We start from the raw sequence: 15,358 nt of genomic DNA, 5'->3' as shown, positions 1-15,358 counted from the left end.
CCGAAAAAGCAAGGAAATCCAGTCTTTTCCGGCAGATTGAGACAAATATGCGCCGAACCAAAGCCGAAGCCGCCGAAACGCGGGAAGCCATACTGATCGCTGCCGAGCAGATGTTTCTGGAACGCGGAGTTAATCAGTCATCGCTGATGGAAATCGCGTCCCATGCAGGCGTGACCCGTGGCGCGATCTATTTCCACTTTCACGACAAGCTGGACATATTTCAGGCCATCATCGGACAGGCGCGCTTTCCACAAGAAGAGATCATGCTGCAGGCGGCGAGCGTCAATCATCCGAACCCGCTCAATGTGCTCGAACAATCCATTGTTTCGGCGCTGGAACTGTTCGTGACGAATGAGCGCCAGCAGGTCATTTTCACCATCATCAACCAGCGCTGCGAATATGTGGGCGAAATGGCCCCGGTGGTAGAGCGCATCAAGGAAGCCCGCGACAACGTGCTGTCGCTTTTCACCGGACTTCTGGACGTTGCGGAACGGCGCGGCGAGCTTTCGCCGGAATGGACCGCCAGCACCGCGGCTCCGATCCTGCTCGCCATTGTCAGCGGACTGCTGAACGAATGGCTGCGCAGCGAAAAGAATTTCGATCTGGTGGCGGGCGGCAGCAGGGCTGTGAGGACACATATCCAGTCGCTTCGCCGGAACGACTGAGATCGGTCAGACGCGGTAAAGCTACGCTCCGGTTCTCAAAATTTGCATTTCCGCCAGCACCGCCCGCATCCCCTGACACCGAGATCAGGCCATTATACAGTGTTTGCTAAAGTTTTTCAGGAAGACTCGACAGCTTATTATTTTACGTTTACGTCAATGTAAGCCTTGCGAAGAAGTGGAAACTCGACCACATTATTCTGGAGGGAGCTGACCGGGAGGACGGGCCAGCTTGGGAGATGGGCGGATGACGTTCCGCTGGAAGACATTCCGAAAACTGTGAAATGGCTTTCGGATGCGATGTGCACGAACAAACGATCAGAGCGCCGGTCCGGTGATGGGATCGCAGGCGCTCCAGCTGCAACGGACGGAGCGATCCGGGGAGAAAAAATGGCGAAAAAAGCGACAGGGCAAAGTGCATCTGCAACCGAAACCGTCATGGCGCAGCAGGCCAAGCCTGCACCCGGACAGTTGAACCGCTACTGGCTGCAATCCTATCCGGCTGGCGTTCCCCATGAGTTCGAGCTGAACCGCGCCATGTCCATTGGTGACATGATCGCTACCGCCTGCCGTCAGTTTCCCGGCAATCCTGCCTTCACCTGCATGGGCAAGGACCTGACCTTTAAAGAGCTCGACGAGAATGCGCGGGCGCTCGCCGCATTCCTGCAATCGCGCGGACTGGTCAAGGGCGACCGTGTCGCCATCATGATGCCGAATGTGCTGCAATATCCCATCGCGATCGCCGCCGTCCTGCGCGCGGGCTTCGTCGTGGTGAATGTCAATCCGCTCTATACGCCGCGCGAATTGGAACACCAGCTCAATGATTCCGGCGCCAAGGCGCTGATCGTGCTGGAGAATTTCGCTGCGACCGTTGAAAAGACCCTGCCCGCCGTCAAGCTGTCGACCATCATCGTGGCCTCCATGGGCGATATGCTGGGGCTCAAGGGCCACATCGTCAATCTGGTGGTGCGCAAGGTCAAGAAGATGGTTCCGGCCTGGAACCTTCCCGGCCATGTCAGCTTCAAGGATGCTCTGGCGCAAGGCAGGTCGAAGTCGTTCAATCCGGTTCCCGTCGAAGGTTCGGACCTCGCCTTTCTGCAATATACCGGCGGCACGACCGGCATTTCCAAGGGGGCGATGCTCACCCACAGCAATATTCTCGCCAATGTCGAGCAGATGGAACTGTGGAATGAGGTGGCCTTCCGCATCAAGGGCAGGCCGAAAGCGCTGAACTTTGTCTGCGCGCTGCCGCTCTATCACATCTTCGCGCTGACCGTGAATGCGATTTACGGCATGAAACTTGGCGCGCGCAACATCCTGATCCCCAATCCGCGTGACATTCCGGGCTTCGTTAAGGAACTGAAGAAATATCCGTTCCATATCTTCCCCGGCCTCAACACGCTGTTCAACGGGCTGATGAACAATCCCGATTTCCAGACGCTGGATTTCAAGCCGATGATCCTGACGCTTGGCGGCGGCATGGCCGTGCAGCGCCCGGTGGCCGAACGCTGGCATGACATGACCGGTTGCCTGATCACCGAAGGCTATGGCCTGTCGGAAACCTCGCCGGTCGCCAGCGCCAACGCGCTGGACGCGACCGAATTCAGCGGCACCATCGGCCTGCCGATGCCTTCGACCGAAATTGCCATCCGCGACGATGACGGCAATGATCTTCCGCTCGGCGAAGTCGGCGAAATCTGCGTGCGCGGCCCGCAGGTCATGAAAGGCTACTGGAACCGTCCCGACGAAACCGCCCGCGCCATCATGCCGGACGGATTTTTCCGCACCGGCGACATGGGCTTCATGGACGAGCGCGGCTATACGAAGATTGTCGACCGCAAGAAGGACATGATCCTCGTCTCCGGCTTCAACGTCTATCCGAACGAGATCGAGGAAGTCGCAGCAGGCCATCCGAGCATTGTGGAATCAGCCGCCATCGGCGTTCCCAACGAGCATTCCGGCGAAGTGGTGAAGCTTTATGTGGTGCGCCGCGATCCGAACCTGACGGCAGACGAGGTCAAGGCCTTCTGTGCCGAACGGCTGACCAATTACAAGCGCCCGCGCGAAATCGAGTTCCGCGAAAGCCTGCCGAAGAGCAATGTGGGTAAAATCCTGCGCCGCGAATTGCGCGACTGATCGCAAAAATCAACAGCCGGGGTTTTCTCCCCGGCTTTTCTCTTTAGAGAGGTCCCGGGTAAAATGGAATCGGGCAACCGCTATCTATTTGTTTTTACGCATTATCCCACGCTAAAGCGCTACGCACTTTTGCTGGAAATGCTCTAGATCAGGCCGATGGCGGGGCAAGCGGCTGCACGATTTCCTGAAAAGGTGCGAGCGCCTCGCAGCGCCCGGCGAGTGTCGCCAGCGCCGGATATTTCTCGACGTCGACGAGATGCCCATGGGCCTCGCCAACAAACCGCAGCGCACAGGCAACCGCGATATCCGCGTGCCCGATATCGTTACCGAACCAGAACGGCGAACCGCGCGCGGAAAAGTCCTGCTCCAGAACGTCGAGCACACGCCCGATCTGTGTTTCGCACCGCTCCACCCAGACTGGTGACTGTTCCTTGCGCAAAAGCCCCTCATAGAGAAGGCTCACCGCCTTGTCGGCAAGCCCCGTGGCCAGCGCGCAAATCTTTAACGCCTGACGCCGTTCAATGCCGTGACCAGCGATCAGCGGTTTTCCCGCCTCGGCAATCTCATCGAGATAATCGAGGATCGCCGCACTTTCGATCAGCACATCGCCATCGTCGAGCAACAAGGTCGGCACACGGCTGAGCGGATTATAATCCGCCAGTCGGTCACGGTCGCCAAATGTAGACCACGGCCAATGCTCGAATGGCAGGCCATACAGGCGCATGGCGATTGCAACACGTCGGACGAAGGGTGAATCATATTGGCCGATAAGGATCATGGACTTAAGCTCGGATGAGGTTGTAATCCGGCCATGCTACCGCAGGACCCCGCTTCCGCAAGGGTCACTGCGATGAATTCTTCTGAACGAAAGATCAGAAAACGGAAAGCTTTACGGTATGGCTTTCAGCAGTTGCGGCAGACCGGCAATGGACTGAAGCACCACATCGGCATGCGGTTCCAGCGCCTCACGCGGGCTGTTGCCCGACAGGACGCCGATGGCCAGTCCCGCATCCGCCGCATGCGCTGTTTCGAGATCGTGCAGATTATCGCCCACCATGGCGATTTCACGCGGCTGAAGCCCCAGCTTCTCTGCGAAATGCAGCAATGGATCGGGAAAGGGTTTTGGGCGCGCTGCCGTGTCATAACCGATGATCACTTCAAAGAAGCCCTCAATGCCGAGCGCCCTGGCCGTCGCATGGGCGCCCGCCTCGGAATCATTCGTCGCAATGCCAAGCCGATAGCCCATGGCGCGCAGCGCTTCCAGCGTTTCGCGCAGGCCTTCGATGGCGACCGCCGAACGCGCGCCCTCCGCCACCGCATAGCGGTCATATTCGCCGATCAGGCTGCGCCGGTCAGCGTCGTCCAGTTCCGGATGCCAGAGCGAGACGATGTCTTCCACCGTTCCCGCAGCAATCACCGAATTGGCGCGAAAACGCTTTGCCGTCCAGTCATAGCCACCGGCATCAAGCAGGGAGCGCGCATGCGGCTCGTCGCCCTTTCCCAAACACTGGGCAGAACGCTGCGCCAGTGTCCACGAAACCGAAAACCATGTGCGGTCGAAATCGATCAGTGTGCCGTCCTTATCGAAAAGAACGGCACGGATGTTTTTCAGGCGGTCGGCAAAGGGCGTCGCACTCATGCTTCGAGTGCGCCCGCACGCTTCTTGACGGAAGACGGCTTGGCACCGAGCAGTTTCAGGAGATCGTCGCCACGGCGCACATAACGCAGCGAGCGGCGCGTCAGGATGCGACCGGCCTGCGGCGCGGTCATGACGATGTCGTGTTCCGGTTCGCCCGGCACGGTGACAATCGTGACGAGCTTCGCGCCTGCTTCCACCTGATCGCCCGGCTCGACATGGAAGAACACCATGCCGCCTTGCGGTGCGCGGACCATTTCGACGTTCGAAAGCGGCGATATGAGGCCCTTATAGTCGAGGTCGAGCTTGACGCTCTCGTCGCGGATGACGCCGCGATGCACGAGAAACTTATAAAGACCTTCCGCATCGCCCTTGCCCATATCGGCGTAAACATCGGTCAGGCCGCGGAATTCCACCGTGGTCACGGCGCGGCGCTTCATATCGCGCTTGTCTTTCGGCAGTTGCAGAACGGGATGCGCGCAGGCTTCCTCAAAAGCAGCGTCAGCTGTGGTGTCCCATGCAAGGATCGCTGTGGAATTGAGCGCGACCGCCAGATCCTTCATGTCCTCCACGAATTCCTCCGCGATATAGACATAATTTTCGCTCTCGTCGTCGCAATGCAGGTCAAGCACGATATCGTTCGGCAATGCGAGCTTGAGAAGCGTCGCCTTGAGCCGCTTGGCCAAAGCTTCCGGCGCATCGGGACCGGGCAGTTCCGAGGTATCGAAATCCGGCAGCAGCGGGAATGCGCGATTGAAGTTCACCGCCGAGAACATCTCGAAACGGCCCTGATGCTGATAGGCCAGCCACTGGTTGGAACCCACCGGATTGGCCTGTGGCACCACGGTGATGTTGCCCAGAATGCGGCCTTCTTCGCCAGCCTTTTTCAGCATCGGGATGAGAAAATGAAGTGCGGCCTGACCCGGCAGCTCCGAACCATGCAGCGAGGATTGCAGATAGGCTGTCGGCGCATCGCCACCCTTGCCTGCAAAGCGCAGCACACGCAGTTCGATGGCATTGCCCGGTACGTCGCCCGCAAATTCGATGATCTCAGTCTTCATTTCACATCCCATTTCATTTTCATACGAATGAAGCCGGGTCTGGTACAACAAACCCGGCTCCACATTATTTCTATTACGCAGGATTATGCCGTCAAGCTTTGCGTCGTGCGTGCAGATGCGCGACAAGACCTTGCGTGGAGGCGTCGCGGGTGCCTGCCGTCTCCTTGCCGGAAACCACCGGCAGCAATTCGGTGGCCAGTTCCTTGCCCAGTTCCACGCCCCACTGATCGAAGGCATTGATGCCGAAAATCTGCGCTTCCACGAACACACGGTGTTCATAAAGCGCGACGAGGCGACCCAGCGCATAAGGATCGAGCTTGTCGTGCACCAGCGTCAGCGACGGGCGGTTACCGGAGAAAACACGGTGCGGCGCGATCCGCTCGACTTCGCTTTCCGGCAGCTTCTTCGCCTGCAACTGGGCGCGGGCTTCGTCGAGCGTGCGACCCTTCATCAGTGCTTCCGACTGCGCAAGGCAGTTGGCCAAAAGCATTTCATGCTGATGATCGAGTTCCGGTTCGTGCCCTTTGGCGGCCACGATGAATTCCAGCGGGATCGTATCGGTGCCCTGATGCAGAAGCTGGAAGAAAGCGTGCTGGCCGTTGGTGCCGGGCTCGCCCCAGACAACCGGACCGGTCGGGCCGGAAACCGGCTTGCCGTCCACAGTCACACTCTTGCCGTTCGATTCCATGTCGAGCTGCTGGAAATAGGCCGCAAGGCGCGAAAGGCGCTGATCGTAGGGGATGATCGCGCGGCTGCCATAGCCGCAAATCGCTCGGTGCCAGTAGCCGATCAGGCCGAGCCACAGGGGCAGGTTCTTGTCCATCGGCGCATCGCGGAAATGCACATCCATGGCATGGGCACCGGCGAGGAACTTGCGGAAATTTTCGGGACCGACAGCGATCATCACCGGCAGACCAATCGCCGACCATACCGAATAGCGACCGCCGACCCAGTCCCAGAAACCGAAGACGCGCTCTTCGGCAATGCCGAAGGCCGCAACCTTGTCGAGCGCCGTCGACACGGCAGCGAAATGCGCGCCGACCGCCGCCTCGCCCAGCGCATCGGCTATCCATTTGCGCGCCGTCTGCGCATTGGTCATGGTTTCGATGGTGGTGAAGGTCTTCGAGGCGATGATGATCAGCGTCGTCGCCGGATCGAGCGGAGCCAGCGTGTCGGCAATATGTGCGCCATCGATGTTGGACACGAAATGAGCGCGCGGACCATCGTGATAAGGCGCCAGCGCCAGCGTCGCCATGACCGGGCCGAGATCGGAACCGCCAATGCCGATATTGACGATATCGGTGATCTTCTTGCCCGTCGAACCCTTTAGCGCGCCGGAACGGATGCCGTCAGCAAAGGCCGCCATGCGATCCAGAACCTGCTTCACATCCGGCAGCACATTGTGGCCGTCAACGAGCACTTCCTTCGACGATGTGTCGCGCAAGGCCACATGCAGCACGGCGCGGTCTTCGGTATTGTTGATATGTTCGCCTGCGAACATGGCAGCGCGGCGGCCTTCCACGTCTGCGGCCAGCGCCAGCTCTTTCAGAAGCCCAATGGTCTCGTCATTGACCCGACATTTCGACCAGTCGAACAAGAGATCGTCCAGCGACAGCGAATAACGCTCGAACCGGCCCGGATCGGATTGAAATGCCGCGCGCATGTCGTGCGGGGCTTTCTCCGTCCAGTGCTTTTTCAGCTTAGCGACCGTTGCTTCAAGCTTCGTCGCGTCTCTTGCCATGATGCTACTCCCGAATCAAATCGATTTAATTCCGCATATTAGGGCAGTTTAAGAAAGTTTGTGGCAATTAAATCACCGAAACTTCCTATTTGGATAGATTGCCATATACATCTTATCAATCAAATTACATTGATAGCAGCACGCGTCTGGAGCAAAGCATGGACCTGACAGGTGAAGAACGCATAGCAGCGCCAAGACAGGCGGTTTGGGATGCGCTGAACGACATCGAGACGCTGAAAGACTGCATTCCCGGCTGCGAGGATATCGAGCGTCTGTCGCCAACCGAAATCCGCGCTGCGTTGAAAGTCAATCTCGGCATTGTCAAAGTCCGGTTCCACGGCATGCTGGAATTGTCCAACATGAACCCGCCAGCCTCCTATACGATTTCCGGCCATGGCGAGGGTTCTATTGCCGGTTTTGCGCATGGCGTGACCGACGTGATGCTGACCGAAGATGGCGACGAAACAATCCTGTCTTATACCATACGCGGCGATGCGGGCGGCAAGATTGCCCAGCTCGGCACCAAGCTGCTCGGTTCTGTCGCGCGCAAAGTGGCCGACCGCTTCTTCGCCAATATTGCCGAAGCTGCATCCGAAGCCTCTGCGAGAACAGCATAATTTCAAACCATCTATCTGCCTTGAAAAGCGGTGCCTCGCATCGCCTATTTCTTGACAGTTTTTGAGCGCCGCATTTCCGAACGCAAAACCGTTTCACACTTTTGCTGGCAATGCTCGGGAATCATAAATTGACCAGATGATAAAAAATTTGACCTTCCGAAAAAATCTGTCATCCTAACCATAACCGGAGCAAGCAACAGCAAGATTGCAGCCTGGACATGAGCGGCATTGCGCAAAGGGAACCCGCATGTCGCATGGAGCACCAAGGCGTCCGCAAGGGCGCACAAAGGTCGCTCCGAAGCATTTCTACGCATCGTGATTTCCAAAGGTCGATCCGGACTTTTGGGCCAATACTGTAGATAAAAATGGGAGATGCGATCCATGAATCCTTCCACGAGGGGATCCGCAGGCAGTTCATCCATTGATGCAGAAACGGGCCACACGCCTGACATTCACGGCGCGCGCCTTGCCGCCGGTGAATATGCGCATGTGTTCGACGATCTGCATCCGCCGCTGACGCGGCACGAAGCCATTGTCGAATCCGACCGCTGCTATTTCTGCTATGACGCGCCCTGCATGAATGCCTGCCCGACGGGCATCGACATTCCGCTGTTCATCCGGCAGATCAATGCGGGCAATCCGGTCGGTGCGGCCAAGACAATCCTGAGCGAAAACATTCTGGGCGGCATGTGCGCCCGCGTCTGCCCGACGGAGACGCTCTGCGAAGAAGTCTGCGTGCGCGAAACGGCAGAGGGCAAGCCGGTCAAGATCGGCAATCTGCAACGCTATGCCACCGATGTTCTGATGGCCGAAGGCAAGCAGCCCTTCAAGCGTGGAGCGGAAACCGGCAAGCATATTGCCGTGGTGGGCGCTGGTCCCGCCGGTCTTTCGGCAGCGCATCGTCTGGCCATGAAGGGCCATCAGGTCACCGTGTTCGAGGCGCGGCCGAAGGGCGGCGGTCTCAACGAATATGGTATTGCGGCCTATAAGACCGTCAATAATTTCGCCCAGCGCGAACTGGAATTCGTGCTGGAAATCGGCGGCATCACGATCGAATACAACCAGACGCTCGGTCAGGACATCACCATCGAAGCGCTGAAAGCGGGCCATGATGCGGTGTTCCTCGGCATGGGGCTGCCAGGCGTGAACGATCTTGGCCTTGCCGGCGAAGATGCGCCCAATGTGCTCGACGCGGTCGATTACATCGCCAATCTGCGTCAGGCCAAGGACCTCTCCGCCCTCCCCGTCGGGCGCAATGTGGTCGTCATCGGCGGCGGCATGACGGCCATCGACGTCGCCATCCAGACCAAGAAGCTCGGCGCGGAAAATGTTACCGTCGTCTATCGGCGCGGTCAGGAAAGCATGAATGCCAGCGCCTACGAGCAGGAACTGGCGCAGATCCATGGCGTCGTCATCCGGCACTGGCTGCGACCCCATGCGCTGGAACGCAGCGGCGACGGCACCGTCCATGCCGTGACCTTTGAATATACCGGCAATCAGGACGGCAAGCTGGTCGGCATGGGCGAATATTTGACGCTGGAAGCTGATCAGGTCTTCAAGGCTATCGGCCAGACATTCGATCCAGAACCGCTGCGCGGCTCCGGTATCGGCATGGCCAAGGGCCGGATCAACGCAGATGCGGAAGGCCGAACCACGGTTGAAGGCATATGGGCGGGGGGCGACTGCGTTGCAGGCGGCAAGGACCTGACGGTCGCATCGGTCGAGGCGGGCAAGATTGCCGCTGAATCGATCCATGCCACGCTGACGCGGCGTCCGCAGGCCGTGGAAGGCTTTGCGGAAGCCGTGCTTTCCGGCGGCGCGCACCACACGGCTGCTCCCTCGCGGGACCGCAACGTCCCATCCGATCATTGGGCAACGACCCAGCTTGGCAACGAGCAAGGCTGAGGAGGTTCAGGACATGGCTGATCTTTCAACGAATTTTCTCGGAATCAAATCGCCCAATCCGTTCTGGCTGGCTTCCGCCCCGCCGACCGACAAGGCCTATAATGTCGAGCGCGCCTTCAAGGCGGGCTGGGGCGGCGTTGTCTGGAAGACGCTGGGCGCGGAAGGCCCGCCGGTAGTCAATGTCAACGGCCCGCGTTACGGCGCGATCCACGGCGCCGACCGGCGGCTGCTCGGCCTCAACAATATCGAGCTGATCACCGACCGTCCGCTGGAGGTCAATCTGCGCGAGATGAAAGAGGTAAAGATGCGCTGGCCGGACCGCGCGCTGATCGCCTCGATCATGGTGCCTTGCGAGGAGGAAGCCTGGAAGGCGATCCTGCCTCTGGTCGAGGAAACCGGCGCCGATGGCATCGAACTGAATTTCGGTTGCCCGCATGGCATGAGCGAACGCGGCATGGGTGCCGCCGTCGGCCAGGTGCCGGAATATGTCGCCATGGTCGTCAAATGGTGCAAGCAATATAGCCGCATGCCGGTGATCACCAAGCTGACGCCCAATATCACCGATATTCGAAAGCCCGCGCGCGGCGCGCATGCGGCGGGTACGGATGCCGTGTCGCTGATCAACACGATCAACTCCATCGTCTCGGTCGATCTCGACCGCATGTCGCCGGTGCCCTCCATTGACGGTCGCGGCAGCCATGGCGGCTATTGCGGCCCGGCGGTAAAGCCCATTGCGCTCAACATGGTGGCGGAAATCGCCCGAGATCCCGAAACCCACGGCCTGCCGATTTCAGGCATTGGCGGCATCACGACATGGCGCGACGCAGCCGAGTTCATCGCGCTCGGCTGCGGCACGGTGCAGGTCTGCACGGCGGCCATGACCTACGGCTTCAAGGTCGTGCAGGAAATGATCGACGGCCTGTCGGACTGGATGGATTCGAAAGGCTATGAAACGCTCGACGATTTCCGCGGCATGGCCGTACCGCAGGTTACCGACTGGCAGTATCTGAACCTGAACTATGTCACCAAGGCGCGCATCGATCAGGATCTCTGCATCAAATGTGGTCGCTGTCACATCGCCTGCGAGGACACCTCGCATCAGGCGATCACCAATCTCGTCAATGGCGCGCGCCATTTCGAGGTGATCGACGAGGAATGCGTCGGCTGCAATCTCTGCGTCAATGTCTGCCCGGTCGAGAACTGCATCACCATGGAGCAGATCGGCGGCGTCGATCCACGCACCAAGGCGCCGATCATGCCTGATTACGCCAACTGGACCACCCATCCGAACAATCCGATGGCGGTCAAGGAAGCGGCTGAATAAACGCTATCCAGCAAAGACAAAGCGCCGGGCAAAACCCGACGCTTTGCAAGCTAGAGCATTTCCAGCAAAAGTGCGTAGCGCCTACGCGGGGAAATCAGTCCACTGGACTGATTTCTGGTCCCGCTTCGATGCGTAGGATAATGCGTAAAAACAAATAGATAGAGCGGTTCCACGATTCCGTTTTAACAGGAACCGCTCGCGTCACGAATCCTTGAAACGCGCCTGAATGCTCTGTGACAGCAGTGCCACCGGGCGGGTCTGATCGCCGGGCGGGTTCCACAGCAGTTCCTCAATCTCGCTGGAAGCGACCGGCACCTGACCGTCCTTCAGCGTGAGATGGAAAAGCTCTGCTTCCACGGTGGCGTCCACCTCATTGGCGGCTGGGGCCGACATCTTCGCCGCATAGCGCAATTGGCTGGCGTCGATGCGAATGCCAAGTTCTTCCTCGATCTCGCGAATAAGCGCGATTTCCGGCTGTTCGTCCGCATCGATCTTGCCGCCGGGCTGGAAGAATATCGCGCTGCCGCGCTTGCGCACGAGCAGGAACCGGCCTGCCTCGTCGCGAATGATGGCTGCTGAAATGCGAATCGTTTTCATGATGCGGCAACTTCTTCCCGTGGGCGGATTCCGTCAAGGATGACGGCGCTGACAGCGGCTGCCGTTTCGTCGTAAAAGCCGGGCTTCTGGGTCCGGTCACCGAGAATGGCGGAAACCTGCACCGAGAAATCGGAATAATGCTGCGTCACCGCCCATATCGTGAAAATCAGATGATAAGGATCAACCGGCGCGATGCGCTTTTCGGCGATCCAGCGGTGGATGACCGCCGCCTTTTCATCGACAAGCTGCTTCAGATGCCCTTTCAGAAAATCGGAAATGGCGGGAGCACCGTGTAGAATTTCATTGGCGAACAGGCGCGAGGCTTCTGGCTTTTTGGCCGATATTTCCAGCTTCACCGCAATATAGCGGCGCAATTCATCCAACGGGTCGCCCTCCGGGTCGATATTCTCGAAAGGCTCCAGCCATGTGGCCAGCGTATCTTCCAGCACGGTGACATAGATGTTCTGCTTGCGCGGAAAATAATAGAGCAGGTTCGGCTTCGACATGCCCGCCTTCTCGGCGATCTGGTCGATGGTCGAGCCGCGAAATCCATAGTTTGAAAACACTTCCAGCGCCGCGTCGAGAATGAGCCGGCGATTGATGCCCTGAATACGCGTCGCACCTTCCGTCTTTTCGGGCGCGGTTGGGTCCGCAGATGGGGGTGCTGAAGGGGCTGTGGCCATTTGACACCTTTCGGCAGTGTAGAATTTTTCAAAAGCGCTTGACCGTCTTCGAACGCTCTTCTAGCCTGCATTTTGACCAACTAGTCAAGTTTTTGCAATTCAGGCAAGAATATTGTGGCCAAAGAGCCGGGTCGCGGGAACTTATAAGCGAGTGGATACGAGCCTTAGGCAGATTTGGCGCGGCGTCCAACGCATCCATACAATGAGGAGGTCGAGCGCATGGTGCTCACCAGCAATCTCAGAGTCAATGGCGACCGCCTGTGGGACAGCCTGATGGACATGGCCAGGATTGGCCCTGGTCTGCGCGGCGGCAATAACCGTCAGACGCTGACCGATGAAGACGGCGAAGGCCGCAAGCTTTTCCAGTCCTGGTGCGAAAAGGCCGGACTGTCGATGACCGTCGATACCATGGGCAACATGTTTTTCTTGCGCCCCGGCGAAGACGCCGATGCCGACCCCGTCTATATGGGCAGCCATCTCGACACGCAGCCGACCGGCGGCAAATATGACGGCGTTCTGGGCGTTCTGGGCGGGCTCGAAGTCATGCGCACGCTCAACGACATGAACATCCGCACCAAGCGCCCCATCGTGGTCACCAACTGGACTAATGAGGAAGGCACCCGCTTCGCGCCTGCCATGCTGGCTTCCGGCGTATTTGCAGGCGTGCTGGATCAGGACTGGGCCTATCAGCGCACTGACGCCAAGGGCAAAAAATTCGGCGATGAGTTGGAGCGCATCGGCTGGAAAGGCGACGAGCCGGTCGGCAAACGGAAAATTCACGCCATGTTCGAACTGCATATCGAACAGGGGCCGATCCTTGAGGCTGAAAACAAGGATATCGGCGTTGTCAGCCATGGTCAGGGCCTGTGGTGGCTGCAAGTGACGCTGACCGGCAAGGAAGCGCATACCGGCTCGACGCCGATGAAGATGCGCAAGAATGCCAGCCTCGGCCTTGGCAAGATGCTGCAACTCGTCAACGAAATCGCCATGGCGCATCAGCCGGATGCGGTTGGCGGCGTCGGCCATATCGATGTTTCGCCGAATTCGCGCAATGTCCTGCCGGGCACGGTCGTGTTCACGGTGGATTTCCGCTCGCCCAATCAGGATGTGCTGGACGGCATGAAGGCGCGTTTCGAAAAGGAAGCGCCGAAGATTGCCGAGGAACTGGGCATCGGCATCGAAATCGAAGTGGCTGGCCATTTTGATCCCGTCACCTTCGACAAGGGCTGTGTGGAAGCTATCCGCAATGCCGCCGAACGGCTTGGCTACAGCCATCGCGATCTTGTTTCCGGCGCTGGCCACGACGCCTGCTGGGTCAATCGCGTTGCACCGACGGCAATGGTCATGTGCCCCTGCGTCGACGGGTTGAGCCACAATGAGGATGAGGAAATTTCGAAGGAATGGGCGTCGGCGGGAACCGACGTGCTTCTGCATGCCGTATTGGAGACTGCTGAAATTGTAAGCTGATTTCACTGCCATCCAATACAGCACCTGTGTTCATACAAAACCAAAAAGGGGAACGAACAGTGGCTAAGACTGGAGCATCCAAGGTCATCAAAGGCGGCACCGTCATTACCGCCGACCGCACCTTTAAAGCCGACGTTCTCATCGAAGGCGAGAAGATTGCTGCCGTTGGCGACAATCTGACCGGCGATGAAATTATCGACGCGACCGGCTGTTATATCATGCCCGGCGGCATCGATCCGCATACCCATCTGCAAATGCCCTTCATGGGCACCTATTCGTCCGACGATTTCGACACCGGCACGGCGGCGGCCCTTGCGGGCGGCACGACCATGGTGGTCGATTTCGTGCTGCCGGATTCCGAAGGCAACCTCCTCGACGCGCTTCAGGAATGGTTCCAGAAGGCGGGCAAGGCGCGCACCGATTATTCGTTCCACATGGCGATTACCGGTTGGAACGAGCGCACCTTCAACGAGATGGCCGAAGTGGTGAAGCGCGGCATCAACACCTTCAAGCATTTCATGGCCTATAAGGGCGCGCTGATGGTGAATGACGACGAGATGTTCGCCTCGTTCCAGCGCTGCGCGGAATTGGGCGCCATGCCGCTCGTTCATGCCGAGAACGGCGATGTTGTCGCCCATTTGCAGGCCAAGCTGATGGCCGAAGGCAATAACGGGCCGGAAGCCCATGCCTATTCCCGCCCGCCGGAAGTGGAAGGCGAAGCCACCAACCGCGCCATCATGATCGCCGATCAGGCAGGCGTACCGCTTTATGTCGTGCATGTTTCCTGCGAGCAGAGCCACGAAGCAATCCGCCGCGCCCGACAGAAGGGTATGCGCGTGTTTGGCGAACCGCTGATCCAGCATCTGACGCTGGATGAAAGCGAATATCATAACAAGGACTGGGATTATGCGGCGCGCCGCGTGATGTCGCCGCCGTTCCGTGACAAGGTCAATCAGGATAGCCTGTGGGCGGGTCTTGCTGCGGGCAGCCTCCAATGCGTGGCGACCGACCATTGCGCCTTCACCACCGAGCAGAAGCGCTATGGCATCGGCAATTTCACCAAAATTCCGAACGGCACCGGCGGTCTGGAAGAGCGCCTTCCGGTTTTGTGGACGCGTGGTGTTCGCACCGGTCGTCTGACGCCGAACGAATTCGTGGCGGTGACTTCGACCAATATTGCGAAGATCCTCAACATCTACCCGCAAAAGGGTGCTGTCCTGCCGGGGGCCGATGCCGATCTGGTGATCTGGGACCCGGAAGCCACCAAAAAGGTTTCGGCCAGGACACAGCACTCCTCCATCGACTACAATGTGTTCGAAGGTTTTGAGCTGAAGGGCCTGCCGGTCGTGACGCTCTCTCGCGGTCGCGTTGCCTATAACAAGGGCAAGGTTACCGCCGAGCCGGGCGATGGTCGCTTCATCGAACGCGAGCCGAACGGCGCGGTGAACAAGGCGCTGTCGCAGTGGAAGGAAATCGTCGCTCCGCGTAAGGTGGAACGCAGCGCAGAACATATGCCGATAGGGGTCTGA

The 15,358-nt window shown here is 58.8% G+C and carries 13 protein-coding genes; 7 read left to right on the top strand and 6 right to left on the bottom strand.

Annotated elements, in window-relative coordinates; all coding sequences use genetic code 11:
* Positions 1 to 47 precede the first annotated feature (47 nt).
* Positions 48 to 665: a TetR family transcriptional regulator gene (locus tag HWD97_RS11540; protein ID WP_109368329.1), complete on the top strand. Its 618-nt coding sequence runs from the start codon at positions 48 to 50 to the stop codon at positions 663 to 665.
* 387 nt (positions 666 to 1,052) lie between these two features.
* A complete protein-coding gene (locus HWD97_RS11535; protein ID WP_109368328.1) occupies positions 1,053 to 2,798 on the top strand; it encodes a long-chain fatty acid--CoA ligase in 1,746 nt (581 codons plus the stop codon).
* 148 nt (positions 2,799 to 2,946) lie between these two features.
* On the opposite strand, the gene HWD97_RS11530 is transcribed toward HWD97_RS11535, so the two are convergent.
* The 4 genes from HWD97_RS11530 to pgi all read right to left on the bottom strand — a co-directional run bounded on the left by HWD97_RS11530 (position 2,947) and on the right by pgi (position 7,236).
* A complete protein-coding gene (locus tag HWD97_RS11530) occupies positions 2,947 to 3,576 on the bottom strand; it encodes a glutathione S-transferase family protein (RefSeq protein WP_109368327.1) in 630 nt (209 codons plus the stop codon).
* A gap of 111 nt (positions 3,577 to 3,687) precedes the next feature.
* Positions 3,688 to 4,437, bottom strand: coding sequence for an HAD family hydrolase (locus tag HWD97_RS11525; protein ID WP_109368326.1), 750 nt, complete (start codon positions 4,435 to 4,437; stop codon positions 3,688 to 3,690).
* Positions 4,434 to 5,495: a succinylglutamate desuccinylase/aspartoacylase family protein gene (locus tag HWD97_RS11520; protein ID WP_109370161.1), complete on the bottom strand. Its 1,062-nt coding sequence runs from the start codon at positions 5,493 to 5,495 to the stop codon at positions 4,434 to 4,436. The genes HWD97_RS11525 and HWD97_RS11520 overlap by 4 nt, the downstream gene beginning before the upstream one ends.
* Positions 5,496 to 5,586: 91 nt before the next feature.
* Complete coding sequence (gene pgi, locus HWD97_RS11515) at positions 5,587 to 7,236, bottom strand: glucose-6-phosphate isomerase (protein ID WP_109368325.1); 1,650 nt, start codon at positions 7,234 to 7,236, stop codon at positions 5,587 to 5,589.
* Between the two features lie 158 nt (positions 7,237 to 7,394).
* Between pgi and HWD97_RS11510 the strand changes: the two genes are divergently transcribed.
* From HWD97_RS11510 to preA, 3 genes are all read left to right on the top strand, one after another.
* A complete protein-coding gene (locus tag HWD97_RS11510) occupies positions 7,395 to 7,853 on the top strand; it encodes a carbon monoxide dehydrogenase subunit G (protein ID WP_109368324.1) in 459 nt (152 codons plus the stop codon).
* A gap of 381 nt (positions 7,854 to 8,234) precedes the next feature.
* Positions 8,235 to 9,758, top strand: a complete 1,524-nt coding sequence (locus tag HWD97_RS11505; protein ID WP_371830797.1) for an NAD(P)-dependent oxidoreductase — start codon at positions 8,235 to 8,237, stop codon at positions 9,756 to 9,758.
* A 13-nt stretch (positions 9,759 to 9,771) separates the two neighbouring features.
* Positions 9,772 to 11,082 carry an NAD-dependent dihydropyrimidine dehydrogenase subunit PreA gene (preA, locus tag HWD97_RS11500; RefSeq protein WP_109368322.1) on the top strand — a complete coding sequence of 437 codons (1,311 nt, stop codon included), beginning with the start codon at positions 9,772 to 9,774 and terminating at the stop codon, positions 11,080 to 11,082.
* Positions 11,083 to 11,283: 201 nt separating this feature from the next.
* Here the strand turns inward: preA and HWD97_RS11495 are convergent, their stop codons facing one another.
* Both HWD97_RS11495 and HWD97_RS11490 read right to left on the bottom strand, forming a co-directional pair.
* A complete protein-coding gene (locus HWD97_RS11495; RefSeq protein WP_121537226.1) occupies positions 11,284 to 11,679 on the bottom strand; it encodes an NUDIX domain-containing protein in 396 nt (131 codons plus the stop codon).
* Entirely contained in the window at positions 11,676 to 12,362 is a 687-nt protein-coding gene (locus HWD97_RS11490) for a TetR family transcriptional regulator C-terminal domain-containing protein (protein ID WP_121537224.1), read from the bottom strand. Before HWD97_RS11490 ends, HWD97_RS11495 begins: the two co-directional genes overlap by 4 nt.
* 219 nt (positions 12,363 to 12,581) lie before the next feature.
* On the opposite strand from HWD97_RS11490, the gene HWD97_RS11485 reads away from it, so the two are divergent.
* Positions 12,582 to 13,829 (top strand): Zn-dependent hydrolase, encoded by a 1,248-nt coding sequence (locus HWD97_RS11485; protein ID WP_121537222.1) that lies wholly within the window; start codon positions 12,582 to 12,584, stop codon positions 13,827 to 13,829.
* Positions 13,830 to 13,888: 59 nt separating this feature from the next.
* Positions 13,889 to 15,358 carry a dihydropyrimidinase gene (gene hydA, locus HWD97_RS11480; protein WP_121537220.1) on the top strand — a complete coding sequence of 490 codons (1,470 nt, stop codon included), beginning with the start codon at positions 13,889 to 13,891 and terminating at the stop codon, positions 15,356 to 15,358.

This window comes from Ochrobactrum sp. C6C9, from assembly GCF_022627935.1.
Classification (GTDB): domain Bacteria; phylum Pseudomonadota; class Alphaproteobacteria; order Rhizobiales; family Rhizobiaceae; genus Brucella; species Brucella teleogrylli.
This window is presented reverse-complemented; position numbering and strand designations above follow the sequence as displayed.